At 48.1% G+C, this 26498-nt stretch carries 27 protein-coding genes; 9 read left to right on the top strand and 18 right to left on the bottom strand.

Annotated features, from left to right (window positions below):
- Window positions 1-208: 208 nt before the first annotated feature.
- The 5 genes from ACN0RF_RS00380 to fadR all read right to left on the bottom strand — a co-directional run bounded on the left by ACN0RF_RS00380 (window position 209) and on the right by fadR (window position 6744).
- Complete coding sequence (locus tag ACN0RF_RS00380) at window positions 209-3706, bottom strand: DEAD/DEAH box helicase (protein WP_417437654.1); 3498 nt, start codon at window positions 3704-3706, stop codon at window positions 209-211.
- 236 nt (window positions 3707-3942) lie between these two features.
- Entirely contained in the window at window positions 3943-4521 is a 579-nt protein-coding gene (locus ACN0RF_RS00375; RefSeq protein WP_417437653.1) for a hypothetical protein, read from the bottom strand.
- Window positions 4522-4636: 115 nt separating this feature from the next.
- The gene (locus ACN0RF_RS00370) at window positions 4637-5113 is read right to left on the bottom strand and encodes a hypothetical protein (protein WP_417437652.1); all 477 of its coding nucleotides are present in this window, start codon (window positions 5111-5113) and stop codon (window positions 4637-4639) included.
- Window positions 5114-5239: 126 nt separating this feature from the next.
- Window positions 5240-5719: a hypothetical protein gene (locus ACN0RF_RS00365; protein WP_417437651.1), complete on the bottom strand. Its 480-nt coding sequence runs from the start codon at window positions 5717-5719 to the stop codon at window positions 5240-5242.
- A 314-nt stretch (window positions 5720-6033) separates the two neighbouring features.
- The gene (fadR, locus tag ACN0RF_RS00360; protein WP_417437650.1) at window positions 6034-6744 is read right to left on the bottom strand and encodes a fatty acid metabolism transcriptional regulator FadR; all 711 of its coding nucleotides are present in this window, start codon (window positions 6742-6744) and stop codon (window positions 6034-6036) included.
- 143 nt (window positions 6745-6887) lie between these two features.
- Here fadR and dsbB point away from each other — a divergent pair, with 143 nt between their 5' ends.
- Window positions 6888-7433, top strand: coding sequence for a disulfide bond formation protein DsbB (dsbB, locus tag ACN0RF_RS00355; RefSeq protein ID WP_417437649.1), 546 nt, complete (start codon window positions 6888-6890; stop codon window positions 7431-7433).
- An 18-nt stretch (window positions 7434-7451) separates the two neighbouring features.
- On the opposite strand, the gene ACN0RF_RS00350 is transcribed toward dsbB, so the two are convergent.
- The 11 genes from ACN0RF_RS00350 to ACN0RF_RS00300 form a co-directional block, all read right to left on the bottom strand.
- Complete coding sequence (locus ACN0RF_RS00350; RefSeq protein WP_417437648.1) at window positions 7452-7895, bottom strand: YcgN family cysteine cluster protein; 444 nt, start codon at window positions 7893-7895, stop codon at window positions 7452-7454.
- A 4-nt stretch (window positions 7896-7899) separates the two neighbouring features.
- Window positions 7900-8937, bottom strand: coding sequence for a lytic murein transglycosylase (locus ACN0RF_RS00345; RefSeq protein WP_417437647.1), 1038 nt, complete (start codon window positions 8935-8937; stop codon window positions 7900-7902).
- Complete coding sequence (locus ACN0RF_RS00340) at window positions 8924-9184, bottom strand: YcgL domain-containing protein (RefSeq protein ID WP_011235057.1); 261 nt, start codon at window positions 9182-9184, stop codon at window positions 8924-8926. Before ACN0RF_RS00340 ends, ACN0RF_RS00345 begins: the two co-directional genes overlap by 14 nt.
- A 20-nt stretch (window positions 9185-9204) precedes the next feature.
- Window positions 9205-10377: a ribonuclease D gene (gene rnd, locus ACN0RF_RS00335; RefSeq protein WP_417437646.1), complete on the bottom strand. Its 1173-nt coding sequence runs from the start codon at window positions 10375-10377 to the stop codon at window positions 9205-9207.
- A complete protein-coding gene (fadD, locus tag ACN0RF_RS00330) occupies window positions 10374-12044 on the bottom strand; it encodes a long-chain-fatty-acid--CoA ligase FadD (RefSeq protein ID WP_153850271.1) in 1671 nt (556 codons plus the stop codon). Before fadD ends, rnd begins: the two co-directional genes overlap by 4 nt.
- An 88-nt stretch (window positions 12045-12132) precedes the next feature.
- Complete coding sequence (locus ACN0RF_RS00325) at window positions 12133-13002, bottom strand: alpha/beta fold hydrolase (protein WP_417437645.1); 870 nt, start codon at window positions 13000-13002, stop codon at window positions 12133-12135.
- An 11-nt stretch (window positions 13003-13013) separates the two neighbouring features.
- Window positions 13014-13592: a Slp family lipoprotein gene (locus ACN0RF_RS00320; RefSeq protein ID WP_417437644.1), complete on the bottom strand. Its 579-nt coding sequence runs from the start codon at window positions 13590-13592 to the stop codon at window positions 13014-13016.
- A 12-nt stretch (window positions 13593-13604) separates the two neighbouring features.
- Window positions 13605-13904 (bottom strand): hypothetical protein, encoded by a 300-nt coding sequence (locus tag ACN0RF_RS00315; RefSeq protein WP_272988857.1) that lies wholly within the window; start codon window positions 13902-13904, stop codon window positions 13605-13607.
- 66 nt (window positions 13905-13970) lie between these two features.
- On the bottom strand, window positions 13971-14654 hold the full coding sequence (tsaB, locus tag ACN0RF_RS00310) for a tRNA (adenosine(37)-N6)-threonylcarbamoyltransferase complex dimerization subunit type 1 TsaB (protein WP_417437643.1): 684 nt from the start codon (window positions 14652-14654) through the stop codon (window positions 13971-13973).
- Window positions 14632-16584 carry an ATP-dependent DNA helicase gene (locus ACN0RF_RS00305; protein WP_417437642.1) on the bottom strand — a complete coding sequence of 651 codons (1953 nt, stop codon included), beginning with the start codon at window positions 16582-16584 and terminating at the stop codon, window positions 14632-14634. Before ACN0RF_RS00305 ends, tsaB begins: the two co-directional genes overlap by 23 nt.
- A 49-nt stretch (window positions 16585-16633) precedes the next feature.
- On the bottom strand, window positions 16634-16909 hold the full coding sequence (locus ACN0RF_RS00300; protein WP_414019119.1) for a hypothetical protein: 276 nt from the start codon (window positions 16907-16909) through the stop codon (window positions 16634-16636).
- A gap of 337 nt (window positions 16910-17246) precedes the next feature.
- On the opposite strand from ACN0RF_RS00300, the gene hisG reads away from it, so the two are divergent.
- From hisG to hisIE, 8 genes are read left to right on the top strand one after another with little or no spacing between them, the layout of a single operon-like run.
- Window positions 17247-18140 carry an ATP phosphoribosyltransferase gene (gene hisG / locus ACN0RF_RS00295; protein ID WP_011235066.1) on the top strand — a complete coding sequence of 298 codons (894 nt, stop codon included), beginning with the start codon at window positions 17247-17249 and terminating at the stop codon, window positions 18138-18140.
- Between the two features lie 2 nt (window positions 18141-18142).
- The gene (gene hisD / locus ACN0RF_RS00290) at window positions 18143-19471 is read left to right on the top strand and encodes a histidinol dehydrogenase (protein ID WP_417437641.1); all 1329 of its coding nucleotides are present in this window, start codon (window positions 18143-18145) and stop codon (window positions 19469-19471) included.
- Window positions 19468-20526, top strand: coding sequence for a histidinol-phosphate transaminase (gene hisC, locus ACN0RF_RS00285; RefSeq protein WP_417437640.1), 1059 nt, complete (start codon window positions 19468-19470; stop codon window positions 20524-20526). The genes hisD and hisC overlap by 4 nt, the downstream gene beginning before the upstream one ends.
- Complete coding sequence (gene hisB / locus ACN0RF_RS00280; RefSeq protein WP_417437639.1) at window positions 20523-21599, top strand: bifunctional histidinol-phosphatase/imidazoleglycerol-phosphate dehydratase HisB; 1077 nt, start codon at window positions 20523-20525, stop codon at window positions 21597-21599. The genes hisC and hisB overlap by 4 nt, the downstream gene beginning before the upstream one ends.
- Window positions 21596-22186, top strand: a complete 591-nt coding sequence (gene hisH / locus ACN0RF_RS00275; RefSeq protein WP_417437638.1) for an imidazole glycerol phosphate synthase subunit HisH — start codon at window positions 21596-21598, stop codon at window positions 22184-22186. The genes hisB and hisH overlap by 4 nt, the downstream gene beginning before the upstream one ends.
- Window positions 22180-22917, top strand: coding sequence for a 1-(5-phosphoribosyl)-5-[(5-phosphoribosylamino)methylideneamino]imidazole-4-carboxamide isomerase (hisA, locus tag ACN0RF_RS00270; protein ID WP_417437637.1), 738 nt, complete (start codon window positions 22180-22182; stop codon window positions 22915-22917). The genes hisH and hisA overlap by 7 nt, the downstream gene beginning before the upstream one ends.
- Window positions 22899-23696 carry an imidazole glycerol phosphate synthase subunit HisF gene (hisF, locus tag ACN0RF_RS00265; RefSeq protein WP_417437636.1) on the top strand — a complete coding sequence of 266 codons (798 nt, stop codon included), beginning with the start codon at window positions 22899-22901 and terminating at the stop codon, window positions 23694-23696. Before hisA ends, hisF begins: the two co-directional genes overlap by 19 nt.
- Entirely contained in the window at window positions 23693-24301 is a 609-nt protein-coding gene (gene hisIE / locus ACN0RF_RS00260; RefSeq protein WP_417437635.1) for a bifunctional phosphoribosyl-AMP cyclohydrolase/phosphoribosyl-ATP diphosphatase HisIE, read from the top strand. Before hisF ends, hisIE begins: the two co-directional genes overlap by 4 nt.
- Here hisIE and ACN0RF_RS00255 read toward each other — a convergent pair.
- Both ACN0RF_RS00255 and ACN0RF_RS00250 read right to left on the bottom strand, forming a co-directional pair.
- The gene (locus ACN0RF_RS00255) at window positions 24298-25686 is read right to left on the bottom strand and encodes an MATE family efflux transporter (protein ID WP_034823007.1); all 1389 of its coding nucleotides are present in this window, start codon (window positions 25684-25686) and stop codon (window positions 24298-24300) included. The two genes, hisIE and ACN0RF_RS00255, sit on opposite strands and share 4 nt — an antisense overlap.
- 16 nt (window positions 25687-25702) lie before the next feature.
- Window positions 25703-26491 carry an alpha/beta fold hydrolase gene (locus tag ACN0RF_RS00250; RefSeq protein ID WP_417437634.1) on the bottom strand — a complete coding sequence of 263 codons (789 nt, stop codon included), beginning with the start codon at window positions 26489-26491 and terminating at the stop codon, window positions 25703-25705.
- Between the last annotated feature and the right edge of the window lie 7 nt (window positions 26492-26498).

Here is a 26498-nt window from a genome sequence, read left to right as displayed (position 1 = left end):
TTAACGCTCGCAACACCGGGCAATTTGGAGCGAAGTGGAAAATTGCTCCGAATGCTTGCGCTTGTTATACGTGACCTGAACCATATTCTCTATGTCCAAGTTCGGCCAGAAGCGGGCATTCAGAAAATAAAACTGTCGAAAGGTGCTATCAGCTAAAACTAACCCACCGACATCGTAAAAATAAATTTTCAATAAGCCTTCTATATTATCAACTCACATATCGGCTTATCTGTTTCATATATCCAAGCTCACCCCAAAGAGCTTTATTTCCGACCACGTAAAAGTTTTGCTTTGCTCTGGACACTGCGACGTTCAATAAATTCACACTACCCGTTGCCCAGCGTCTAGCACCATCTTGAGCAGGACTAGGAGCACCAAGCAGTAAAATAACGGCTTTAGCTTCTTTCCCCTGAAAAGTATGCACTGTACCGATATTGTAACTAATCCAATCACTCGGTTCACTAATGCCTAATTGGGCAAGCGTGTCTTTTTCATTTTCCATCCGCCAACGCATTTTCTCAGCAACGATTTTGAACGGCGTAATAACAAAAATGTCGGGATCATTCGCAAAGTGCTCACATGCTTGCAGGAGCATCTTGCATACGTGCTCACCTTCTTCAGGACACCACTTTTCTTGCGCCCCACCTCTTACATCGAACCAAGCGCTCTGGCTATCAAAAAGGTCTGTAATCTCGGATTCCTTTCTGACGTTTGCATGAACCATCAAACCGCTATAGGCCAATTTGTTTGATATTGAAAACATCGGATCTTCACAGCGTCTATGAACAAGTAGCGGCGTTCCAATTCTGATTTCACTTAAATCCCTCGGAATTGTTGTGCCATAGATATTAGCTGCATCCGATAATGTTTGAACGGAGGCTTCAGGCGCAGCCCAATCATCAGGATCTACACCTAAATGTTTCGATATGCTTTCAACAATGGAAGGCGGAAGCATAACGACAGGTTCAATTTGCAGAGGATCGCCAACGCTCATTACGCGCTTCGCTCTATAGATTGCCCCAATCGCTTGCTGAGGCGGGGCTTGTCCTGCTTCATCTATCAGCAGCCAACCTAAACTTTCTTTAGGCAAACGCTCCAGCATTCGTCCTACTGACGCGAAGGTGGTAGACATCACAGGAACAGTTAAGAACGCGCTCGACCATAGATGAGATAACAAATGCTGCCTGTCTTCGGGAAGCGAAGTACCCTTTAAACACGCAAAATAAACCGCCAAGTTTTGGCGAAGCTTTTTACTTGAAGCATCAATGAAAGCTTTGTGTAGTTTAACTGCGGCGACAAAAACATCATCACGCAAACGCTGCGCTTGATCCGTAAAGTTAGGCGTAAATACTTGTTGCTCTTCGTGAGAGTGCAGCCATAAATCTGGTGCAACCAATTTACCGCCACAAATGCTGGAGTATTTTTCTAGCTCTAATAGCGCATCGCTTAATTTTCTTTCTAACGACTTCTCTTTTGATTGCGCTTCCACGAACTGCGTTTCGAGCTGCTTCAGTTTTTGTGCCGCCTCTTCACACTTAACCAATATATCTTTATATACCTGCCTTAGTAAGGCGAGCCTGGACAAAACTTCGTGATGATATTCCTTCCATGATCGCCAATCTGACCGAGAAAATATTCGCTTAAAGAAACCGGGCTTTTTAGATAGAGATAATTTTTCTTGATCTTCCTGTGAACGAACATCAGCTTTAGCTAAATTAAGATCAGAAGACAAAACAGTCTCTTGTTCTTTTGCGCCAGAGATTAACTCCTGCAATTCAGCTTGCTTGATTTTATTGTTTGCAAGATCATCCTTTAATTTTCCGGCTAGATGATAGTTCTCATAAGCACCCTGCGCAGAAGAGGTCATTTCTTCAGAAGCGTCGAGAGCTGCACTAAATTCTTTCCTTGCCTTTTCCCACCTAGTTTTTGCTTCTTCTAAATTTTGTGGAGGGTCACACTCACTGATGATCTTTGGAATAATATCATTTCCATCATCATCGACCTCAAAATTCAATTGCCCAGTGATGTACTTAAAATAATTTTGCAAACCTGAATTTTTGTCCCACCAAGCAGCATCAACGAAAGCGCCTCGATTTTTCGAGTTTCCAAGAACGGCAGCAATTGCACCCCATGTTTCGTTATCCTCGCCGTCACCAGCCAAAGTATCGCTGATTGTTTTGAAGTAGTTGAGATCACCAATATCCTCAGCTACCTGTGATTTTAATGGTAATTCTTTGCTGATATTCTCTACGGCTTTGTTATTTGACGAAGCCACAAGAATTTCATGACCTCGCAGTGATTCATCAAGCTTATAAAGATGCAGGAAGCTAGCGCCTAGCTTCATTTTCCCTGCATGCTCAAATGCATCTTCCGCATTTTGGAACTTCACCAACGCTTTTGCCCGTTTAATAAGCACGGCTGAAACCACGTCACGAAGCAGAGTCGTTTTTCCTGTCCCAGGTGGGCCGTTCACAGAGAACAGCCCGTCATCTTCAAGTTCTTGCAAAGCAAGATTAACAGCCGATTGCTGTAAAAGGACAAGTGAGTGACGACCTTTCCCCGGCCACCGAGCAAGAGGCATATTTTTAGGCTGAAGCGCTTTTTCAATATACGTTTTATCTTCTAATACATCGTGCTTTGCTTCAGGCTCGTTTATGCCCAGTAACTGTGAGAGAGCATTTCCACATAATCCGGCTTCGACAGCCTGTTTCGATCGCTGCAAATCATCGAGATAAAAACTATTTAGCAAAGGCGCTTCCGGCTCGCCTTTGTTAAACGGCTGATACAAACGGATAGCAAAGCTTGGAACAACACACTCACTTTCTGGAATTTCACAGTTACTAATAATCCAGTTGAAAGCTTGCTGAGCCTTATCTAGTGAAAAAGGTAAAACCTCTCCCTCTTCATTCTGCTTGTAAATGATCTTTTCCAAACCCTCTTTTAACGAGGTTTCTGCAACGTCCCAATATTTTAGCTCGCTCAGCCGTTGCTTCATTGCCATCATATAAGCCCAGCCAAAACTAGAGATGGCTAAACCGGTATCTGGAACGGGCACGCCTTTTTTATCGAGTAAAATCACGCCTAGAGCAGCAAGCCCTTTCACTTGCGGCTTTTCTATACGCTTGTCTTGGTAGACGCTGAGCAACTGAGCTGTCGCCTTCTCCATATCAACCGCGCCAAGATAGACAAGATAATATAAGTTATTTTTAGGAATCGATTTTTCGCCTTTAAGCCAAGGCTCTTGCCCGGGCCGCAAATAAGCAACAGATCCTCTGCCAACAACTAAATCTTTCGGCTTTTTGTATGATTGAGGAGAGAGTGCTTCTAGAGCAGTCCAAGTACTGAGAATATCTAGCGGATTATTATTGAGTGGCTTTTGCTCCAATTCCTCATCGCTCAGATTGGCGACCACATCTGGAGCTGATGAGATTACTTTATCCCAATCTATCGGCTTGTCATCGCTAATAGCTTCATTAGCTGAGACGGTTGTTGAAGCTATTGGATTAGCGGGCTTTACCTCACTAAAGTTTACCACTTCACCGCTGAGGCTATCTTGAACACTTTTTAGGAGCTTGCGAGCACGTTGGGTTGATCTATGCGCCAATTCTTCTTCCAGCTCTTCAAGAACTGCGAAATTGCCATCAGCACTTTCATAAACGGCTTCGAGTTCAACTATTCTGTGTTTGAAATATTTTCGGTTTTCCATACTCGCTTACTCTTCATAACCAGCTCGGTGGATTGTATTGCTTCTTAGAGAAGGTTTTAGCCGCAGGCATTCCTGCAATGGTTGAAAAATAAATACTCATGCGCTCGGCCTGCTACGCCCACCGTCGTCCGTATAACGCCGCCATAAGTTGCGGCTTTGGAGTTGATTGGATTGTGGTAGCGTAGCGTTAAGCCATAAACCAAACAACGGAAAAGGCGTCAATCTTGATGGCTTTGTTATACACTTTGACTGCTGATAATAGTCAAAACTTTCTTATTAATTTCAGAAAGGAGTAAAATTCCTTTAACCAGATTCGCTGATGCTGCATTAACCTGATTTAAAAACATATTCGCTACTGGCTCAAAGGCCATTAAAGTTTTCAAATCAGCTTCTTTCTCTCGATTCGAGTGACCTTTACTACCGTACAGTAATAGTTCGATTATTTCTCTATTAGTATAGTTTTCCCCGAAGAAATCTATTCCATTAGGGGAATCTAGATAATTGTTTATTTGGATTCGAACAGCTTCGAATTCCGTACGATGGGAAGAAAAATCATTGCTATTAGCATATATTTTGGAAATATTATGGATCGATATTCTGTCATTGTTCTGTAGGAACATACGCAATGTTAAAAATGCCGCGTCGACAGATTCCCCCTCTGCGCCAACTAAAACAACCTCATAAGCCCGTTCCGCGCTGCACTCAAAGAGAACGCCTGAGTCCTCTTGTAGCATCGCTTTGGCAAAGCTCGAATTCCCCAATAATTCAGCCTTTTCATTGAACAATAGAACATCATTAACAGAATTATCAGTCATTGTAATTATGATCCTACATTGGTGCGTAGTAAGTGTGTATAACGCTTTTGTTTAGCGGCGCCCCGACAGGGGCGTCCGGTGGAGGCCGCAGGCCGAAACGAACTACAACAATTTGTTATAAATTGCTCGGGACGTGCCTCTCAATATCCAAGGGTGGTCGTCCGTCTTTGAAATGATCTTCCAAGCCATATGCCATACCCTCAAGAGGTGCTTGCCTCCCGTAGCCGTATGTCTGCATTTCGCTGATATACCGTTGAATAAATCCCTTGGCGGTAAGCTCTCTCCACTGAATGACGTGGACAAGCTCGTGAAAATGGATGTTTATGTTCTCGGCGGCATGTGGAAGAAGATAGTACGTGTCCTTGTAAGTTATACCGTCAAAATCCCCATCAAGAAAGTCGCCAAGCCCCTCATCCCGAAGCTGCTGAAAATCAGGTGTGGGAAGGCTGTCCACAACAACGAAATATGATGAGCTTAAAAACTTAGGGGAATAAAACCCTTTGAAAACCTGCTCAAAAGTGGAGCAGGATCTGCGTTTGTTCCGATAGGAATGATTCGTTTCGTCAATCCACGATTCCACAAGATCTATCACTGCTGCTCCTATTTATAACGCCAAGTTCAGTGGCGGCCGGAATGGAGTGCCGACTTGCGCGATAAAATGTGCGAAGCACATTGCGCATGAAGGCACGGAGTGTTGGTCGTCCACTGCAACGCCTTGTTAGGTGCTGGCCGCACAATACGCATCTCTTATATGAGGGTAGACCAGCTTTTTCTTCTCCTTGATATCATTATCCAAATCGTGAAGCCTGCCTTCATCTGGACTATCTTTATTAAATTCTTTGTAGATATCGAATACCAATTCGGCCATTTCATCTACGGCGTTTACGAGATCATCGCTGCCAAGAAGGTTAGCGAGTGCGCCGGCTGAACTAATTTCTCTTTCAGCCGAAATTATGCATTTTTTAGATTCTTGGTAATCAAGTTGGTGAAAATGAAACGCTGATTCATCTATCAAGTGATTTGTCTTCTCTATCGTCAACGCCAATTCTTTACTTAGATTTCTCCGCTCTACTTCAATCTCCTTTTGCCGTTCAAAGCCCTGGTTTCGCAGAGTAATTACATAACTGGTAATGCCTGCAATAAGTGCACCCAGACCGATTTTTACTGCAGTATCGACAATGTCTAAAGTTGTAGTCATGTAAGGCACCTAACATTTGTATATTGTGCATGCGCACTTTGTAATTCATTAAATCTCTGATTTTTCTTCGCAACTATTTAATAAATCAAATTTTTCTCAAAAAAATAGCAGTAAAAGACAAAAACAAAGTGAGCATGCTCATTTAGCCATTTTAAAGTGCGCAATATCAGTCTTTACAATTCACGTATGTAACTGACACTAAACGGGTTAAAAATGAAAAGCAACAACAAAAAATGCCTGATAACTCAAAAAGAGCCATCAGGCATTAATTAACAAAATCAGTTTTTATCAGAAAAGCCGGAAAACCAGCTTAATCAACCCACCAAATCATCCGGCATATCTCCACGCAGGCTATGCCAAATTTCAGCGGACTCGTAACCGTAGCGGCGAACCAGATTAACGGACTCGTTGTAGTCACCTTCGTGGGTTACGGCTATTAAGTTTTCATAGTAGTCGCGGGCCAGCTGGCGGGCTTCGGACGACGAAAAGTAATATTGTCCAATACGCGAGTACAGGCCTTTAAAGCCGTTCAGTACCAGTACATAAATGGGGTTACCGGAGGCCATAGCTAAGTCGTGGTTCAACTGATAGTCGAACTCGGCAAAGGTTTTTTTGTTGTCTTCCAGTTCGCTGGTGGGTTCCAGTAGCTCCAGAACTCGCTTAGGGTTATGACGAATAGCTGCGCGAATATAAATGGCGCTAATATTGGTGCGGGCAGACAACAACTGGTCGACTAGCTCCGGCATACCGTCTTCGTCAAGGCGAGCCAGAGTTTCTAAAATATTCAGGCCGGAGGTTTCCCAAAAGTTATTCACTTTGGTGGGCTTGCCGTGCTGAATGGTCAGCCAGCCGTCGCGCGCCAGACGCTGCAGCACTTCACGCAGGGTGGTTCGCGTTACGCCAATGAGTTCAGACAGCTCTCGTTCAGCGGGTAGAATAGTGCCGGGCGCAAAATGCCCGTTCCAGATAGATTTTACGATGTACTCCTCGGCAAAACCCGCCGGACTTTTAGCTTTTATTATCATATTCCCGCCTGTGAACTAACTAATAAAAGGATTCTAGCAGCCTTGTGTGAGGTCGGACAAGATAACTTCTGCCTTTATATCGACAACACCACGCTATTTGGGTATGGTTTCTACGTTTTTACAGTTTCTTAAGGAAAATCATCATGCTGTCTGTGGGTCAGTGGCCTAACAAACCCTTTGCCTGGTTACTGTTATTTTTAGGGTGTTCAGGCCTGTTGGGCGCCGCGCTTTACTTCCAGATGGTTCTTAACTTAGAGCCCTGCGTAAAGTGTGTTTATCAACGTATGGCGGTTGCCGGTATTGGCTTGTCTGCTATTGTCGGCCTGTTTGGTTCCGGGCTTTGGTTAACGCGCTGGGCGGCTTTAATTGGCTGGCTGTACAGCAGTTATCAGGGCTTATTAATTGCCTACGACCACTGGGATCTCCAAACCTCGAAAAACGCGTTCTTTGCCGTGTGTGAAAGCGCGCCTAATTTCCCTGACTGGGCACCACTACACGAATGGATGCCGGGGCTGTTTGCCGCGCCGGGGTTATGCGGTGACATTGACTGGCAATGGCTGGGCTTAGGTATGCCGGGCTGGATGACGGTGATTTTTGCCGGCTTATTATTAATCGGTGTGATTGTGACTATCTGCCACATTATTTCGTCGTTCACGAAAAAAAACGGACTGGTGCTTTACCACAAATAATCCGTTTTAATGCCAGGGCTAAGACAAGGGCCAGGTTACTATTCTGTCTTCCAGGTCGCCCTTGAACTTCGCCTCACTTACGCAATGGCCGGCTACATGATAGCCGGCTTTTTTCATTGGCTCTTTACTGCCCTCGTGCCTTAACGGATGCCATTCAGGCAAAGGCTGCCCTTCTGCCCGCAGCCGATACGAGCAACTGGCTGGCATAAAGTAAACATCGTCGAGGTTGTCGGGGGTTAAAGTAACGCACTCGGGTACGCGCTGGCTTCGGTGAGCATAGTCGCTGCAACACGCGGTGTCGGTGTCTAATAACCGACAGGCAACATTGGTGGAATAAAGATGGTCTTCTTCGTCCTGCAATTGGTTTAAGCAGCACTGCCCACAGCCGTCGCACAGAGCTTCCCACTGTGCATGGCTGAGCGTATGCAGCGGCTGCTCATACCATTTCATTAATACCGACAAGGCATTACCTTGGAAAACGAATGCGGTCGGACAAATAGCCCACGGCGGCCACAAAGTAATGTGAACGGTTCCAGCGCATTAAGGCGTCGTAGTTGGCATAAGCCAGGTAAACACGGCCTTCTTTGTCGTCGGGAATCACTATTGAGGCGTCAATATCGCCACGCGATGGCAACTCAGAGCCGTCAAAACGTGTAACACCTAAATCTGCCCACTCGGCTAATTTTTTCTTGGTGTCCAGCCCGGATAATGACTCATCAAAGCCTTCAGGTAGTTGTACCTGACGTCCCCAGGTTACATCGTCTTTCCAGCCAACAGAGCTTAGGTAGTTAGCGGCTGACGCAAATACGTCCGGGTAGCTGCCCCAAATGTCTTTTTTGCCATCGTTATCGTAGTCTACGGCGTAACTCATGAAAGAGCTGGGCATAAACTGAGTCTGACCCATAGCGCCAGCCCATGAACCTTTCATTTGCTCCGGTTCAATGTGGCCGTCTTCGATAATGGTTAAGGCTTCCCAAAGCTGCTTTTTAAAGAACTCTTCGCGACGTCCGTCAAAAGCCAGCGTCGTTAGTGCCGATACCACATCAAAGCCACCAGTGAACGAGCCAAAGTTGGTTTCAATGCCCCACAACGCCACAATAAAGCGCGGCTGTACGCCGTACTCTTTGCCCACTTTTTCCAGCAGCTCTTTGTGTTCGTTGTACTTTTCCAGTGCCTTTTCGGCTTTCCAGTCCGGTACTGCACGTGGCAGGTAAGTATCCAGAGTTAGCTTAAATTCCGGCTGATTTTTATCCAGCTCGACTGCCCGCTCGTAATACTTAACTTTGGCAAAAGCTTTATCCAGTGTGTCCTGCTTATAGCCGCTTTCAATGGCTTCGGCTTTCAGAGCTTCAACGTAGGTGGCAAACTGTTGATTAACCTCTTCGCTGGACTCTTTCTTCGCTTTATCCTCAGCTTCCTGAAACGCAGAAACCGGTGCGCTAAGCGCAAATGAAGAAGCCAGACAAAGAGCCAGCCCTGCCACTTTTATTTTATTTGTTAACATTGACTTGAAGTTCCTCTCGTTTCGGTGGTAACTGCAAATAGAAACCATCGTTATGCAAATGCTGTTGTAACTTTTCGACCGTTAAACGCGCCAACTGTTCACGGTTGGCCAGGTTAATTGTCAGCACTTTTTCGGCGCGACCAAACTGGCCCAACAACACATCGGGCACGTCGGTAAATTCGTTACCATGAGGCAGGTAAAGATAGGTATCGGCTTTTTTCGAGCTGCGATAAACATCACACAGCATGGCAGTTCTCCTGAATGGGGCTACTTGCTAATTATAGCCTGTAATTCTGCCCCAATTGCCTGCTTGCGCCAACCCACCATTAAGTCAGGTTGCGGCAAACGTTGCTGTTGTTGAGTTGAATACTGCCAGTGAAAGTTAATAATGTCGTTAATTTGCTTACGCGAAGCCACTAACGACGCCGGAACCTGCAGGCTTTCAGCAAGTTCGGTAACCGCTTTTTTAATAGCCTTAAAGGTTGGTTTATAACCGTCCATATCGTCCAGGCGCTCAAGAGTTTTCGGCAGTTCCGTTTCAGGCACCTGTTCAGCCTGCTGAATACAGCGAATAATATCGCGCCCCGAATACTTACGTGACATAGGCGCCAAATCGGGAATTCGACTTAGCTCGTCGTCGCTTTTTGGCATTCTTCGGGCTAGTTCAAGCAAGACCCCGTCTTTGGCAATAAAGCCTAAGGGAATGTCGCGCTCACGTGCTTTATGCAAACGCCAGGGCGTTAAAATTTTAAGCGCAGCTAACTGACGCGGGTTCAGTTGCCAGGCATTGCCAACACCTAAATAAAGCAGATCATCCGGCCAGCTTTGAGTGCGTTTACGTACCTGAATTTGCGACTCTTCGTACACAATATCCAGCACACCTTTTTCTTCACACAGAGCTTTAAGGTGCGGGTACATTATCGCCAGATAACTGGCATCGGCAGCGGCATAGTCCAATTGTTCGTCACTTAACGGACGCTTAAGCCAGTTGGTGCGTGACAAGCTTTTGTCCAGCTCAACGCCGTCAAATAAGGCATCGACCAAGCGAGCATAGCCCATTGAGTCACCCAAGCCACAAAAACCGGCGGCTATCTGGCTATCAAAAATTTGTTTGGGTTGGCGGCCATTGCTTTGCTGAAAAAACAGTTCAATATCTTCGCCACCGGCATGCAATACGGTTTCGACTTCATCACAGGAAATCAATTGCCATAAAGGCTCTAGATCAATATCCGCCAGCGGGTCAATAACAGCCGTTGTACCGTTAGCGTGAATTTGTAATAAGCCTAGCTGAGCGTAGTAAGTGCGTTCACGCACAAACTCAGAGTCAATAGCGAACCAACCGCATTTTACGGCCTGCTGGCAGAGATATTGTAAATCATCAGTGGTGGTAACGAGCCGGTATTGTTGTACCGACTCGGGTAATTCTAACGGCAGAGTCAAGCGTCGTCCTCTTCATCGCGTAATTCACGGCGAATTATTTTGCCGACGTTGGATTTAGGCAATTCATCACGGAACTCAACCAGTTTAGGTACTTTGTAACCGGTCAGGTTTTCGCGCGAAAAGTCGATAACTTCACGTTCGGTCAGTGATTTATCTTTTGCCACAATGAAGACTTTTACCGCTTCACCAGACGACTCGTGCGGCACGCCTATGGCTGCCGACTCAAGAATTTTAGGATGGTCAGCTAGTACGTCTTCAATTTCGTTCGGATAAACATTAAAACCCGACACCAAAATCATGTCCTTTTTACGATCCACAATTTTGAAGTAACCACGCTCATCAACAGTGGCCATGTCCCCCGTTGCAAACCAGCCGTCTTTAATTGATTCGGCTGTCGCATCAGGACGGTTCAGGTAACCCACCATAACTTGCGGGCCTTTCACTTCCAGCTCGCCCGGTTCACCTAAAGCCACTTCTTCGCGCGTTTCAGGGTCAACAATACGCATGTCGGTACTTGGTACCGGCAAACCAATACTGCCCGTGTAATGTTCAATGTCGTAAGGGTTAACGGTAACCACCGGAGAACACTCGGTTAAACCATAACCTTCCAGCAAACGAGACTTGGTTACCCGCTCCCACTCTTCGGCCACTGCACGCTGAACCGCCATACCGCCGCCCAGGGCAATTTTTAAATTAGAGAAGTTAACGTCTTTAAAGCCTTTAGTGTTCAACAGACCATTAAACAGCGTGTTAACCCCTGAAATCATTGAGAAAGGATACTTATTCAGCTCTTTCACAAAGTTAGGCATATCGCGCGGGTTGGTAATTAAGACGTTCTTGCCGCCGTGCTTAATAAAGGTAAGGCAGTTCGCGGTTAACGCAAAGATATGATACAGCGGCAACGCAGTAATAATGGTCTCTTCGCCGTCATTCATTATAGGAGTAATAACCGAGGAAACTTGCTCGAGGTTAGCAACCATATTGCGGTGCGACAGCATAGCGCCTTTGGCCACCCCCGTTGTTCCACCGGTGTATTGCAAAAAGGCAATATCATCGCCGGTCACTTCAGGGCGTTTATAGTCAACCATAGTTCCTTTGGCCAGCGCCTGATTAAAACTCACCGTGCCTTTTAGCTTATGAGAAGGCACCATACGTTTTATATGCTTAACCACAAAGTTAACCAGATAGCGTTTAAGCAAAGGTAATTGATCGCCAATTTGTGTGGTAATAACTAAATCGAGCGGAGCTTCTTCTTTTATTTTTTCATAGGTTTGAGCAAAGTTTTCCAGAATAACCAGAGCTTTTGCCTGAGAATCTACCAGCTGATGCTTTAACTCGCGCGGAGTATAAAGTGGGTTGACGTTCACTACAGTCATACCGGCTCGTAAAATACCGAATAACGCCACAGGGTATTGCAGCAAATTTGGCATCATAACCGCAACAGCGTCGCCTTTTTTAAGGCCGGTACTGTGCAAGTAAGCGGCAAAGTCGCGGGTTTTCAGACCCAGTTCTTTGAAACTCATTTCTGAGTCCATGTTTACGAAAGCCGTTTTCTCGCCGTACTTTTCAATGGACTGTTCAAGTATATCAACCAACGACGCAAAGTGATCCGGGTCAATTGTTTCCGGTACTCCCGCTGGGTAGTTTTCCAACCAAATTTTATCCATAAAAGGCTCCGCCTCTCACTATTTATAGTTATTTTCAGTGGCGCAATCATCGCATATCCGACCAGTTAATCCTAGTCGTTACCAGCCGCTAAACGTACGATTTAAGCAGTTCAGCTATTTTCTCAGGTTGTTCCATATGTACGTGATGTCCACCTTCCAATGTCTTACAACTTAAGCCAGAAACTTTATCCTGCCATCGCTCAAATGCGCTGTCTAACTGATCATAACCGCGATTTCCACGCACAACGGTCACTGGCATAGTTAATTTTTCAAACAAGTCATCCACCGCCGAGCTCGGTAACCTATAGGCTGATGTTGTTTTTACTCTGGCATCGGCTCGCCAATGCCAGCGGTCATCTTCACCACGCTCGCAGCCACGCTCAACAATTAACCGGACTAAATTGGCTGAAAAGTCAGCCTGAGCGGCTCTGGCCTCTACCGCCGAGTCGAAGTCTGCGTAGCTTCGCCAGCGCGGTGTCTGCAATTTTTTCCGACTTAAAAAGCCCTGCTTCAGTTGCTCCTGCGCATTTGTTCCGTCAGACACCAGCAACCCAAAGGCTTCAACTAATAGTAATTGCTGAATACGCTCCGGACATAATGCCGCAACCACATTGCTGACAAAACCGCCCATAGAATGACCCAGCAAGGTTAAATTCTGCCAGCCCTGCTGCTGAATCAGCTGCCATAAGTCATAAGCATAGTCGATAAAATGATAATAGTTTCCCACCGGACGGTGATCACTGTGCCCGTGACCGGGCCAGTCAAGCGCTAAAAGCCCACCTTTGTCAGGTGACCAGTACCGGGCTATAGGTAAAAAGCTGTGGCTGTTGTCTAACCAACCATGGGTCGCAATAACTCTTATGTCGTTAGGATCGCCCCAGCACAGACCCCGAACTGTCCCCCAGTCCAGCGTATAACTGACTGGGGTAGCCTGCTCTAAAGCTTCTTGATAATCCATTAAAGGACGAATTAGTTGCGGTTTTTAGCCGGAGTACCCGAGTTGTCCTGCACACGAACACGTACCGGAACCGGATAACGGTAAGGATAATAAGGTGAATAGAAGTTATGGCGGAACCACAGTGGTGAATAGTCAACTTCTACATGGCTTTTCTGTTTCTCAACCTTCCACAGGTGATACCCCGTTGCTTCAATAACCGGATAGGTATAAACGTATTCGTCAATTTTGCCCTGCTGGGTTTGACCAATAGTACCAACAAAACTAATTGCCCGGCCCTGCTGATAGACATCTGGGTCAACAAAGTCATTAACTACGGCTAAGAAACGCCCGTCGCTGTTATCGCTAACCTCAGGACGCCCCCAACGTTTTAGCGGGAAACTGACAACTTCAAGTACGGTATGATCTTCGGCGTTGCGGACGTCGGCTATAACACCACCCCAACGGGCTGGCTCACCTGCTACTTCATCGCCTTGATGCTTGGCAACCTTATAGCCCACCAAAGCCTCTTCATTGTCGGTGGCAAGCTCATCAGGAACTGAAGAGCAACCAACCAGTACCAGTGTTGTTAACACTGCAAATATCGTTTTCATAACAGACCTCACTCAGGCGTAAACATCAACACCAAACATTGACGTAATTTGCTCTCTTTTCTCGCTTAACGCTATGTTTTGATAAGCATTAAGTGCTTTTTGAGAACGTTGTGGTGGCTCATCGTAAAACGTATTAAGTGATTCCCACCGTTCTGCGCGCCGCTGACTTTGCCGGGCATCAGGCACTACCTGCCGGGTATCAGCAACTTTCGCCGGGCTCTGCTCCTGGCGTTGCTGATCATCCGGCGCAGGCCTTTGTGGCCCCTGTTGCTGGCTGTTTAGCGGCTGAACCGCTTGCGGATTTATTCGCACGTCAACGATGACTCATCTGTTAGTAAGACTGATTTTATTATGGCGAGTTCAGTGCCATTCTACAAGTTATCGACCCGGCAATTTTTTCCAGGTCACTTCATTACGAACATACAAAGGTTCTAAGTCCTCTGCATCGACCGCAGAAACACAGCCTTTAGTTGCTATTGTCAGCATGTCTTCCGCCAGCGGTAACCGGCAATCCATGCTGTGCTTTAATTCCTGCTTAGGGTCCAGAGTACCGGCGTAGTTGTCCCAGCCAGTTCCCGCAGTATGAAAGCCCTGGACATTATGCTCTGCGAATAAACTAGCAGAGGGTTCAGCAACGGCGGGCTCCGTTATTTGTTCAGCAAGACCATTATTATTACGGTACAAGGCGTAATAAATTTCACCCATGCGCGCATCAATACAGGCCACAACCGCTTCTGCATTGTGTTTACGAATGGCTTGCTGCGCTAACGCCTGCAGGCTACTGACCGGATATACCGGTAATTCGGCGCTAAAAGCCAGACCCTGCGCCATAGATACACCAATGCGTACGCCGGTAAAACTGCCGGGCCCTACGCCAACGACCAGCCCGTCCAACTGACTTAATTCGGTTTCTGCCTGCTGCAGCATTTGTTCAACAAAAGGCAGTAAACGCTGCGAGTGCTCCCGCGGGCTTTCTATTGCTTCGCTAAAGAAATTATCCTGCCAGCGAATAGCCACTGAGCAATTTTCAGTCGACGTATCAACTGCTAATAAGTTCGTCATTATTGGTTTCATCTTTCTCTGCAACCTGCGCTAAAAAACTCAGCGCTTCATTTAAATCCCGGGTTCGTGACATAGCAGGCAAGCTGGATAAAAATTGCTTACCGTATTGGCGCGTTACTAAACGACTGTCGCAAACAATTAACACACCGGAGTCGTCTTTATCGCGAATTAATCGTCCTGCGCCCTGTTTCAGCGCAATTATTGCCTGCGGTAATTGTATCGTGCTGAACGCATCGACACCACGCAAGCGGGCATCTTCAACACGCGCATTCAGCAAAGGGTCGTCCGGCGAGGCAAACGGCAGTTTGTCGATAATAACGCAACGCAAGGCTTCACCCCGCACATCTACCCCTTCCCAAAAGGACGAAGTACCCAACAGCACGGCATTACCTTTTTTGGTGAAGGTTTCCAGTAACTCTGTTTTCCCGGACTCGCCCTGCACCAAAATGTCGCGATCCAGCCGATCGCGTAATATTGCAGCCATTTGCTGCAACATTCGGTGGCTGGTAAACAGCAGAAAAGTGCCGCCCCGGTTCACCTTAACGCACTGCTCCGCAATTTCGGTCAGCATCTGATGCCGATTCGGATTGTTCGCTTCGGGCAAATACCTCGGTAAACACAGCTTGGCCTGCTTAGCAAAATCAAACGGACTTTCCAGTAATAAGGTATCGGCGTCATCTATGCCTAAACGCTTGGTAAAGTAGTCAAACTTACCGTTAACCGCCAAAGTAGCCGAGGTAAATACCCAGCTCATTTTGTTGCGCTTAATATAGCCACCGAAAGTCTTGGCAACGCTTAGCGGCGTTTGATGCAAGCTGACGTGACGGGGCGTGGTTTCAAACCAAAAGCTGTAGCCGGTACGGTCGACATCCATTAGCTGACGCCAAATATAAAGGTGCTGTTCAGCGCGTTCATGTAGATTATCAAAATCTTTATTACGGCCTATAGCGGTTTTCATAACATCGGTCAGCAGGGTTAAACGCTCCTGCACCCGCTCAGCCACCTCGGCAACGTCCGGTTTTTTGCGCCAGTCTCGCCAGTTGCCGCGCATAGGGTCCCGCGGAAACAACAACCGCCAGTCTTTCAGAGTCTGTAATAACGTACGTGCCATAGCGCTGGCCTGCGACAAGTCCTTCAGCTCAGTCATACATAAACGCTGCAGTTCTTCGCACATTTCTGTCAGTTGCCGACTGGAAACCGTTTCGCCAAAGTACTGGCTGGCAATGTCCGGAATTTGATGAGCTTCGTCAAAGACCACCGTATCCACGCTGGGAATCAATTCACCAAAACCGGTGTCTTTTAGCGCCATATCGGCAAAGAAAAGATGATGGTTGACCACCACAATATCGGCTTCCATGGCTTCTTTGCGGGCTTTAACTAAGTGGCAGTCTTCGTACACCGGACAGTCCCGCCCCAGGCAGTTGTCCTGAGTGCTGGTTACCTGCGGTAACACCGAGGCGTCTTCCGCTAAGGCGTTCAGCTCGCCTACGTCACCACTGCGTGTGGATGTCGCCCAGCGCTTTACCGTAATAAGCTGATTTTGAATGTCTTTACTGAACTGTCCGGCCTGTTGGGTTGCCTGCTCCATGCGGTGCAGACACAAATAATTTGAACGGCCTTTTAATAAAGCGACAACTTTTTCCGGCGCCAGCACTTTTCTTAACATGGGTAAGTCGCGGTGGAACAGCTGTTCCTGCAGGTTTTTAGTGCCGGTAGAAACAATCGCTTTGCCTTTGCCCAGTAGCACAGGAGCCAAATACGCAAAAGTTTTACCGGTGCCGGTCTCGGCTTCAACCACTAACTCACCTTTTTTCTTAACGGTAGCCGCTATGGCTTCTGCCATTTGCTGCTGAGCGGCTCGTGGCTGGAAGTTTGTAATTGCTTGTGCGAGCTCGCCTGTTGGCTTAAATACTGATAAAACCGTCGCCATAACCTATACCGCCGAAGAAATAGGCACGTATTATGACATAGATGTTTGCTCAGGCGTAGGTGTCTATATGCCCTGAAGAAGGAGTTTCATCGTCGTCAGCAGCCTCTTCAGGTTCCGTTTGTGGCGACGCTTGCTGTTGTGGTTGATGATGCTGATTGTCATCTCGTTGTTTATCTTCATTGATGGTCGAGTTTTCTTCTTCACTGGCGGCGCGAAGCTCGTGTATTTTCTCCACCTGGTTTATTTTCATCTGCTCACGGGCGAAGTCCACAGGCACGCGAGTGTCTTTGGGGATCAACGGAACCATTGCATCAAAGTTTGCCATTGTCGTTGTCTTTCGCCTCGCAGAGAATGAATTCTGTTATTTGACTATACAACCACTGGTTAAATAATAAGCTTATATCGACTAAATAACCAATAAGTTTACTCTTGCATTACATTTGTCAGCTGTTATAGTGCTATACAACTTTACGAAGTAAAACTATTTTTATTGGAGTGTTAATTATGCGTTTTGTTCACAGCCACCATCATCATCATTGGAACTGTATGGCCTAGCCGTGAACTTAATGTTTGGGCTAGCCGTATAAACGCTAGCCTTTCGATTGACTATACAACCCCCGAAAGGCATATACCTTCGGGGGTTTTTCATTTTAGGAGCTGTTATGACTGACCGTTTAACCATTGCGATACAGAAATCAGGAAGACTGAGTAAGGAATCTATGGCATTGCTGAATGCCTGCGGTGTGAAATTTAGTGTTAACGAAGCACGCTTAATTGCGCACAGCACCAGTCACCCTATCGATTTACTGCGCGTACGTGATGACGACATTCCGGGTCTGGTTATGGACGGCGTGGTTGATTTAGGCCTGGTTGGCGAGAACGTGCTGGAAGAAGCCCGGTTAGAGCGCATTGCAACCGACTCTGTCGCGGCCTATCAGCCATTACGCGGACTTGAGTTTGGTCAGTGCCGGTTGTCGTTGGCGGTTCCCAGAGAAAGCCAGTACCAGTCGCTGAAAGATCTAGATGGCTTACGCGTTGCCACCACCTACCCGCAGTTGCTTAAGCGTTACCTGAAAGACAACGGTGTGAATGCGCGTACGGTTATGCTGACCGGTTCTGTGGAAGTTGCTCCCCGTGCGGGCCTTGCCGAAGCGATATGTGACTTAGTTTCCACCGGTGCTACGCTGGAAGCAAACGGGTTAGTAGAGAAAGATGTGATATTCCGTTCGCAGGCGCAGTTAATACAACGTGCTGACAGCCTGTCGGAAGAAAAACAGGCCATGATAGATCAGTTGCTGCCTCGCATAGACGGCGTGCAAATGGCGCGGGAAAGCAAGTACATTATGCTGCACGCTCCAAAAAACAAATTAGAGCAAGTCGTAGAGTTGTTACCCGGTGCAGAAACACCGACTATTCTGCCTCTTAGCCACACCGACGAACAAGTTGCCGTGCACATGGTCAGCACCGAGAAGCTATTCTGGGAAACCATGGAAGATCTTAAATCTATGGGCTGCAGTTCGATACTCGTACTGCCTATAGAAAAAATGATGGGGTGATCATGAGTGAATTACAAATACCCATTGAACAATGGCAGAGCCTGTCAGAAGCGGAGCAAGCTCAACGTTTAGCGCGCCCCGGACGGGCTCAGGCAGAGTCACTGCGAGAGAAGGTTGCAGTTATTCTGAGTGACGTTCGTGATAACGGTGAACGTGCGGTGCTGAACTATACCCGCCAGTTTGACAACCCGGATGCGACCTCACTGCGAATGAGTGATCAACAAGTGGAAGCCGCCGTAGCTAGTTTAGATGACAAAGTAAAACGCGCCATAGATACCGCGTATCAAACCATTTACCGCTTTCACGAAGCACAGCGCCCGCAGAATTTAAGAATTGAAACAGCACCCGGCGTGCAATGTGAGCTGCGTTATGCTCCTTTAGATGCGGTTGGTTTATACATTCCCGGTGGCAGCGCAACCTTGCCATCCACTGCTTTAATGCTGGGCGTGCCCGCGCAAATTGCCGGATGTCAGCGTGTGGTTATGGTCAGCCCGCCTAATAAGCAGGGTGAATTACCAGCCGCCCTGCTCTATGCGGCTAAGCGCTGCGGCGTTACCGACATCCTATTGTGTGGCGGCGCTCAGGCAATTGGCGCGCTGGCGTACGGCATAGAGTCATCGCCTGCTGTGGGTAAAGTGTTTGGCCCGGGGAACAGTTTTGTGACCGAAGCCAAGCAACAAGTCAGCCAGAATGACAGCGGTTGTGCCATGGATTTACCGGCAGGCCCCTCAGAGCTGTTGGTTATTGCTGATGACAGTGCAAACCCGGCCTATGTGGCGGCAGATTTACTCTCGCAGGCTGAGCACGGCCCGGACTCCCAGGTTATTTTACTTACGCCGTCAATGACGGTCGCAGAGAACGTACGGCAGGAGCTGATTGCACAATGCGCTCAATTAAGTCGCGCCGATATTGCCGAGCAGGCCTTGCAGGCCAGTCGTCTGTTGGTGGTTGCCGATATGAATGAAGCCATAGCCATTAGCGAAACCTATGCGCCCGAGCACCTTTCTATTCAGACCGATAACGCGCGTGAGCTGCTACCGAAGTTAACCCGTGCAGGCTCCGTCTTTGTCGGACATTATACACCGGAGTCCGGCGGTGACTATGCCACCGGTACCAACCACGTGCTGCCAACTTATGGCTATGCCCGCAATTACAGCAGTCTCGGGCTGGTTGATTTTTACCGTCGCTATACGGTACAGGAAGCCAGCCAGGACGGACTACGCCAGTTAGCGGAAGCCATTACGACTTTGGCTGACGTTGAAGGTTTAGATGCGCACAAACGTGCCGTAACTATTCGTACAGAGACTAAAAGTACGGAGAGCAAACTATGAGCATTGTTGAGCAGATACAGCGCCAGCACCTGAAGCAGCTAACTCCATACGCCTCTGCAAGACGTAGCATGAGTGGCGGCAATATCTGGCTGAACGCAAACGAATCTCCTTACAGTAACTCGTACACTGTTGATGACAGCAAACTTAACCGTTACCCGGAGTTTCAGTCTAAGCCGCTGAACCAGGCCTACGCTGAATACGCCGGAATTGATGCCTCACAGGTGTTAAGCAGCCGTGGTTCGGATGAGGGTATCGAGTTACTGATACGAGCTTTTTGTGAGCCGGGGCAGGACAAGGTGCTGATTTGCCCGCCCACTTACGGTATGTACGCTATTTCGGCTAAAACCTTTGCGGTTGGTGTTACTGAGGTTCCTTTGCTGGACAATTGGCAACTCGATACTGAAGCCGTCATCGAGGCATCCGCTGAGTGCAAGGTTGTTTTCCTGTGTTCGCCTTCAAACCCGCTGGGCAATGCGCTGAATACCGATGATATTGAACAAGTGCTGCAACACTCGCCACGTTCTATTGTGGTAGTTGATGAAGCCTATATTGAGTTCAGCTCCGGTGACAGCGTTGTCAGTTGGCTGGAACGTTATCCGAATTTGGTGGTTTTACGTACCTTATCGAAAGCCTTTGCTCTGGCCGGCATTCGCTGCGGCTTTTTGCTGGCGAATGACGACATCATTGAGTTACTGCAGAAAGTTCTGGCGCCGTACCCTTTGCCAGACCCGACAGTGCAAATTGCGGTTCAGGCTTTGCAGACAAGTCCGCTTGAACGACTTCAGCAACAGGTAGCGACCTTATTAGCCGAGCGCGACCGAGTGCAAACAGCCTTAAAGCAAACCCCACTGACTCTGGTATCAGAAAGTGACACGAACTTTTTACTGTATCAGTGTGAAGATGCCGCTGGTTTAGTGAAGACACTTGCCGATAACGGCCTATTAATACGTAATCAGTCGGCGCAGCGGGGACTGGAAAACGTTGTTCGCATAACTATTGGCAGCGCCGCCGAAAATGACGAACTGATTCAACAATTAAAGGACTATTTTTCATGAGCCAGAAGCCTATTTTATTCATTGACCGTGACGGCACCCTGGTTGAAGAACCGGTTACGGACAAGCAGTTGGACAGCATTGAGAAGCTGGTGTTTGAACCGAACGTGGTACCGGCTTTGCTAAAACTGCAACAGGCTGGTTATCAACTGGTGATGGTGTCCAACCAGGACGGCCTGGGTACAGACAGCTTTCCACAAGCCGATTTTGATGCACCACATAATTTGATGATGGCGGTGTTTGAATCACAAGGTATTCGCTTTAACGATGTTTTGATTTGCCCTCACTTTGACAGTGATAACTGCAGCTGCCGTAAGCCTGCGCTTGGGCTGGTAAAGTCGTACCTGAAAGAAGGCCGTGTCGACTTTACCAACTCCTACGTTATTGGCGATCGCGAAACTGACCTACAGCTAGCTGAAAACATGGGCATTGAAGGCCTGCGTTACAGCCGCACCGAACTCAACTGGGATGCCATTGTTCACCAGCTACTGGACAACCCGCGTACAGCGTCAGTTACCCGTACCACACGGGAAACGGATATTAACATTAAGGTGGATTTAGACAGTCAGGCACCGCGCGAATTTGATACCGGCATTGGCTTTTTTGATCACATGCTTGAGCAAATAGCCACACACGCCGGTTTCTCGCTTTCGGTTAAGGTTAAGGGTGATTTACACATTGATGATCACCACACCATTGAAGACACCGCTCTGGCGCTGGGCCAGGCATTGCGCTCAGCACTTGGCGACAAGCGCGGCATTGGTCGCTTTGGCTTTGCTCTGCCTATGGATGAATGCCGGGCGGAATGTCTGATCGATTTATCCGGACGCCCCTATTTGAAATGGGAAGCTGATTTCACCCGCGACAAAGTCGGCGAGTTATCGACCGAAATGGTGGAACACTTTTTCCGCTCGTTAACCGACGCCATGGCAATGAGCCTGCACTTATCGACCACCGAGGGTAACACCCACCACCAGGTCGAAAGCCTGTTTAAGGTATTTGGCCGGGCGCTGCGTCAGGCCATTACCAAAACCGGAGACCAACAGTTGCCTTCAAGTAAGGGGATGCTGGCATGAATGTGGTGATTGTCGATACCGAGTGTGCCAACCTGACATCGGTCCGCTTTGCGGTGGAACGGCTGGGCTACTCGGTTCTTATTACCGATAGCGCAGAAAAAATAAGAGCCGCCGACCGTGTCATTTTGCCCGGCGTAGGCACAGCTGCGGCGGCTATGCGTAACTTGCAGCGAAAGCAACTCGTAGAGCCGCTTCGGGAATTAACCCAGCCCGTGCTGGGTATTTGTCTGGGCATGCAATTATTGACCTCGCACTCAGAAGAAGGTGACGTTGATTGTCTTAACCTGATTCCGGCGAAAACCAAACGCCTTCGCGAGTATGGTCTTCCGTTGCCGCACATGGGCTGGAATACACTGCAGCCAACCGAGGACAACCCGTTAGTCGACACAAACGACAGCTACTGCTATTTCGTACACAGTTTTGCTGTAGCCGTTGATGAGTACACCATTGCCAGTAGCGAATACGGTGAACGGTTTGCCTCTATGATACGGCACAACAACTATTTTGGTGCGCAGTTTCACCCCGAACGCTCAGGTAAAACCGGCGAAGCTCTGTTGAAACGTTTTTTGGAGTTAAAATTATGCTGATCCCTGCTCTGGATCTTATCGATGGAAAAGTTGTACGTCTGTATCAGGGCGACTTTGCACAAAAAACTGAATTTGATTTAACACCTTTAGGCCAGGCTCAGCTTTATGCTGAGGCAGGTGCAAAATGGCTGCATCTGGTTGATTTAGACGGTGCCAAAGATCCTGACAGACGACAACAGGCCTTGTTGGCTAAACTTGCCTCAGAGTCAGGTATGCGGTGTCAGGCAGGGGGTGGAATACGCACAACAGCAGATTTGGAAGCCTTATTTGAAGCCGGCATTGAACGTGCTGTAATTGGTTCAACTGCGGTGAATAATCCGGATAAAGTCACTCGCTGGTTCGAGACCTATGGACCTGAAAAGATAGTCCTCGCTCTGGATGTCAATATTGACGCAGATGGCAATGCAATGGTGGCTACGCACGGCTGGCAAGAGGCCAGCACGCATACACTGGATGATATTCTAAACCGCTATCTGGATCTCGGTTGTCGCCACGTGCTTTGTACCGATATCAGTAAAGACGGCACCATGACCGGCACCAATGTCGAGCTCTACAAGCGCTATAAAGCACTTTACCCACAAGTGGTCTGGCAGGCATCCGGTGGAGTCAGTTGCTTAGACGATCTTAAAGATTTGAAAGCAGTGAACTGTGACTCGGTTATATTAGGTAAGTCCTTACTTACCGGCGTTTTCACTATGCAGGAGGCATTAGCATGCTGGCAAAACGCGTAATCCCCTGTCTGGACGTTCGAGACGGACAAGTGGTTAAAGGGGTGAAGTTCCGTAACCATGAAATTATTGGTGATATTCTGCCGCTGGCAAAACGCTATGCAGAAAGCGGTGCCGACGAACTGGTGTTTTACGACATTACCGCATCGGCAGATGGCCGCACGGTGGATAAGTCCTGGGTTGAGCGGGTTGCCCGGGAAATCAACATTCCCTTCACCGTTGCCGGCGGTATTCGTTCGGTTGAGCACGCACAAACCATGCTGTCTATGGGCGCGGACAAAATTTCCATTAACTCGCCGGCCCTGCTTAACCCCAATTTAATTAACTCGCTGGTTGAAGAGTTCGGCCAGCAGTGCATTGTTATTGGCATAGACAGCTTTTATAACGAGCAGTCCGGTGAATACGAAGTGCACCAGTTTACCGGCGACGAGAGCAAGTCGCACAAATCGGCATGGCAGACAAAAGACTGGTTACAGGAAGTCATTTCCCGTGGCGCTGGTGAAATTGTGTTGAACTGCATGAATCAGGACGGAGTGCGTCAAGGTTACGATATTGCACAGCTGTCGGCATTGCGCGAGCATTGCTCTGTGCCGTTAATCGCGTCAGGTGGTGCCGGTGACATTCAACATTTTGTTGATGCCTTTCAAAAGGCGCAGGTAGATGGTGCACTTGCGGCTTCGGTGTTTCACAAAAACCTATTCAGTATCAGCGACGTCAAAGCCGCAATGGCCGCCAATGATATTGCGGTTCGCCCCATTGAAGCGCTTCAGGAGACGAGATGAAAATTGATTTGAATAACATAGACGAGCTGGCCTGGGAGAAAATGTCAGGTTTACTGCCCTGCACAGTGCAACATGCTTTAACAGGCGAAGTTCTGATGCAGGCTTACATGAATGCCGACGCCATTAAAGAAAGTTTATCTTCCGGCAAAACCACTTTTTATAGCCGCAGTAAAGAACGTTTATGGACTAAAGGTGAAAGCTCAAACAACTACCTCCGGCTTGAGGGCATCTATTCAGACTGTGATAACGATGCATTACTGGTTCAGGCTATACCCGATGGCCCTACCTGCCATTTAGGCAACCGCAGCTGTTTTGCCGAGGCACCTAAACCCTTGCTGCATGAACTTGACTCGCTCATTGCCAGCCGTAAAGGCGCAGATACCAACGAAAGTTACACTGCCAGCCTGTTTGCTAAGGGGTTAAAACGAGTGGCTCAAAAAGTTGGGGAGGAAGGCGTGGAAGTCGCTCTGGCAGCGGCAACTGCCGATAAAGACGAGCTGGCTAATGAGAGCGCGGATTTACTTTATCATTTGCTGGTTGCGCTGCGAGCCAATGAGCTTAGTCTGGACGATGTGCTGAAGGTATTAGCGAAGCGCCGCGGTTAAGCGGCGCTGTTTAACTGCTCACGAAAGTGCTTACGCTCGTATCGGCGAGATACGCGGCGTAAGCGCAGTGACAAGAGTACGGCCGCGACACTTAAGCCACTGATAAAGCCAATCCAGAATCCGGCGGCGCCCATGGCCGGCACGACCCAGTCGGTCAGCCCCAGAATATAACCAACGGTTAAACCAAATGGCCAATACGAAATAAAGGCCAATATCATTGGGTATTTGGTGTCTTTGTAACCACGCAGAGTGCCAATAGAAATAGCCTGGAAGGTGTCCGACACAGTGAAAATAGCCGCCAGCCCCATCAGCGTGGCTGCCAGGTTGATAATATCCTGGTCAGGAGTGTAAAGGCTGGCTAACCAACCGCCGCCCAGATACATAATTAAACCATTAACGCCCGCAAACACGCCACCAAACAGCATCGCGAGTTTAAAGCTCAACATGGCGTTTTTCGGGTTACCCGCACCCAGCGCAAAGCCAACCCGTAAAGTTACCGCCATAGAGATACTCAGCGGCACCATATACACTAAGGAACTTATGTTCAGTGCAATTTGGTGAGCAGAAACCACTGTCGGCCCCAGCGGCGCAATTAATAACGCCACAGCAGCAAACAGACTGACCTCGAAAAAGAGCGACATCGAAATCGGGAAACCGATACGAATAACGTAGGTAACGTCATCCCAGTTAGGCCGGTACCAGCGACGGAGCAGACGCAACCGCTTGTAACGTTTGGCGGTAAAGGTATAAACCACCATTGAAAGTGCCATACCCCACAAGACAATAGCCGTTGCCAGACCGCAGCCGGCCCCACCCAGCTCCGGCATACCAAATTCGCCGTAAACAAAAATGTAGTTTGCCGGAATATTTATCAACAACCCAATAAAACCAATGATCAGCGACGGCATAGTGTTCGACAAGCCCTCACAGAAGTTTCTCAGTACCGCGTAAATAACAAAGCCCGGTATGCCCCAGGAGATGTAAAACAAATAGTCCAGAGTAATGGCGCGAAAGTCGTCCTCAACTTCCATGATGTCCAGCAACCAGGGCGCTGATGACATACCCAGTAACGTAATAACACCAACAATGGCGCAAGCGTAGAACCCCTGTTGCAATATGTTAGCGACACGCCGGTGTGAATTTGATCCGTCCAGGTGCGAGATAATGGGCGCTAATGCCAGCGCCAGACCAAACACCAATAAAGTTGCCGGCACAAAAATACTGCCACCGACGGACACAGCAGCCAAATCAACCGCGCCTTTACGCCCGGCCATGACCGTATCCACGACACTCATTAACATTTGAGTTAACTGAGCCACCAGAATAGGGCCGGTCAGTTTAGCTAGCTTATTAAATTCGCCTTTATTATTCGTCCACCAGTTCACGCGCGTTTTCTCTGGGTTAGGATTGCTTACGCAAAAATTGTAGGATACGCTGATTCACATCAGCTGGATGAGTCAAAGGCCCCATATGACCTGCACCAACAGAGTCTCGTTGGACATCAGGAAGTATCGTCGATAAAGCCTCTGCGACAGCTTTTGCACTACGACGAGTGTGTTCGCCTTGTAGCAGCAGGACGCTTTGCTCTACGCCGCGGTAGTCTTCCAGGCGTCGGGGTTCGTTAAGCAAGGCATCGAAGTCCAGAGCCACTTTGGCAGCCTGACTGACCATAATTTGCTGAATGCGTTCAGGCAAAGCATCAAAATATCCGGCATCATTCCAGTAATCGACAAAGGTGCGAGTGCATTCTATTGCGTCCTTACCGTGCATAGCGTGACTGATCTCCTGTATTTCCAGCATTCCGGGAGAGTCATCCGGTAACACGTGAAAGGCAACAGGTTCGTAGACAACCACATCGGTAATTTTAAATGGCTTTTCCAATGCCAGTTTTAATGCAACAGCGCCGCCATAGGAGTGACCAACCAGTTGCACAGGCCTGGATAACGCAAGTTGCTCAACCGCGTTAATAATACGGGGCAGTTCCTGCTCCAGTCGAAAGTTTGCCGTAAACTCAACGTTAGCCGCATGCCCATAGCCCAGCAAATCAACCGCAATAACAAAGTGAGTGCTGATTAATTCTTTTATTAACGCCCGCCATTGGGTACTGGCGCTCTGCGAGCTGTGCAACAAAACAACCGGAGGGTTTTGTTTTTCACCGTACAGATGGATACCTGATTCTAATTCAGACATAGCTTCA

Source organism: Idiomarina sp., assembly GCF_048260185.1.
Taxonomy (GTDB): Bacteria; Pseudomonadota; Gammaproteobacteria; order Enterobacterales; family Alteromonadaceae; genus Idiomarina.
Note: the sequence above shows the minus strand (reverse complement) of the source record. Positions and strands in the feature narration are given on the sequence as shown.

What these genes read in the sequence shown, in the direction of transcription:
- ACN0RF_RS00305 (WP_417437642.1), bottom strand. Translation starts at nt 16,584, where the DNA reads ATGGCGACGGTTTTATCAGTATTTAAGCCAACAGGCGAGCTCGCACAA.
- hisH (WP_417437638.1), top strand. Translation starts at nt 21,596, where the DNA reads ATGAATGTGGTGATTGTCGATACCGAGTGTGCCAACCTGACATCGGTC.
- hisA (WP_417437637.1), top strand. Translation starts at nt 22,180, where the DNA reads ATGCTGATCCCTGCTCTGGATCTTATCGATGGAAAAGTTGTACGTCTG.
- ACN0RF_RS00325 (WP_417437645.1), bottom strand. Translation starts at nt 13,002, where the DNA reads ATGGATTATCAAGAAGCTTTAGAGCAGGCTACCCCAGTCAGTTATACG.
- ACN0RF_RS00250 (WP_417437634.1), bottom strand. Translation starts at nt 26,491, where the DNA reads ATGTCTGAATTAGAATCAGGTATCCATCTGTACGGTGAAAAACAAAAC.
- hisIE (WP_417437635.1), top strand. Translation starts at nt 23,693, where the DNA reads ATGAAAATTGATTTGAATAACATAGACGAGCTGGCCTGGGAGAAAATG.
- ACN0RF_RS00320 (WP_417437644.1), bottom strand. Translation starts at nt 13,592, where the DNA reads ATGAAAACGATATTTGCAGTGTTAACAACACTGGTACTGGTTGGTTGC.
- fadR (WP_417437650.1), bottom strand. Translation starts at nt 6,744, where the DNA reads ATGATAATAAAAGCTAAAAGTCCGGCGGGTTTTGCCGAGGAGTACATC.
- ACN0RF_RS00365 (WP_417437651.1), bottom strand. Translation starts at nt 5,719, where the DNA reads ATGACTACAACTTTAGACATTGTCGATACTGCAGTAAAAATCGGTCTG.
- hisB (WP_417437639.1), top strand. Translation starts at nt 20,523, where the DNA reads ATGAGCCAGAAGCCTATTTTATTCATTGACCGTGACGGCACCCTGGTT.
- ACN0RF_RS00340 (WP_011235057.1), bottom strand. Translation starts at nt 9,184, where the DNA reads ATGCTGTGTGATGTTTATCGCAGCTCGAAAAAAGCCGATACCTATCTT.
- hisG (WP_011235066.1), top strand. Translation starts at nt 17,247, where the DNA reads ATGACTGACCGTTTAACCATTGCGATACAGAAATCAGGAAGACTGAGT.
- hisF (WP_417437636.1), top strand. Translation starts at nt 22,899, where the DNA reads ATGCTGGCAAAACGCGTAATCCCCTGTCTGGACGTTCGAGACGGACAA.
- fadD (WP_153850271.1), bottom strand. Translation starts at nt 12,044, where the DNA reads ATGGATAAAATTTGGTTGGAAAACTACCCAGCGGGAGTACCGGAAACA.
- dsbB (WP_417437649.1), top strand. Translation starts at nt 6,888, where the DNA reads ATGCTGTCTGTGGGTCAGTGGCCTAACAAACCCTTTGCCTGGTTACTG.
- tsaB (WP_417437643.1), bottom strand. Translation starts at nt 14,654, where the DNA reads ATGACGAACTTATTAGCAGTTGATACGTCGACTGAAAATTGCTCAGTG.
- ACN0RF_RS00300 (WP_414019119.1), bottom strand. Translation starts at nt 16,909, where the DNA reads ATGGCAAACTTTGATGCAATGGTTCCGTTGATCCCCAAAGACACTCGC.
- hisC (WP_417437640.1), top strand. Translation starts at nt 19,468, where the DNA reads ATGAGCATTGTTGAGCAGATACAGCGCCAGCACCTGAAGCAGCTAACT.
- ACN0RF_RS00345 (WP_417437647.1), bottom strand. Translation starts at nt 8,937, where the DNA reads ATGTTAACAAATAAAATAAAAGTGGCAGGGCTGGCTCTTTGTCTGGCT.
- ACN0RF_RS00375 (WP_417437653.1), bottom strand. Translation starts at nt 4,521, where the DNA reads ATGACTGATAATTCTGTTAATGATGTTCTATTGTTCAATGAAAAGGCT.
- ACN0RF_RS00380 (WP_417437654.1), bottom strand. Translation starts at nt 3,706, where the DNA reads ATGGAAAACCGAAAATATTTCAAACACAGAATAGTTGAACTCGAAGCC.
- hisD (WP_417437641.1), top strand. Translation starts at nt 18,143, where the DNA reads ATGAGTGAATTACAAATACCCATTGAACAATGGCAGAGCCTGTCAGAA.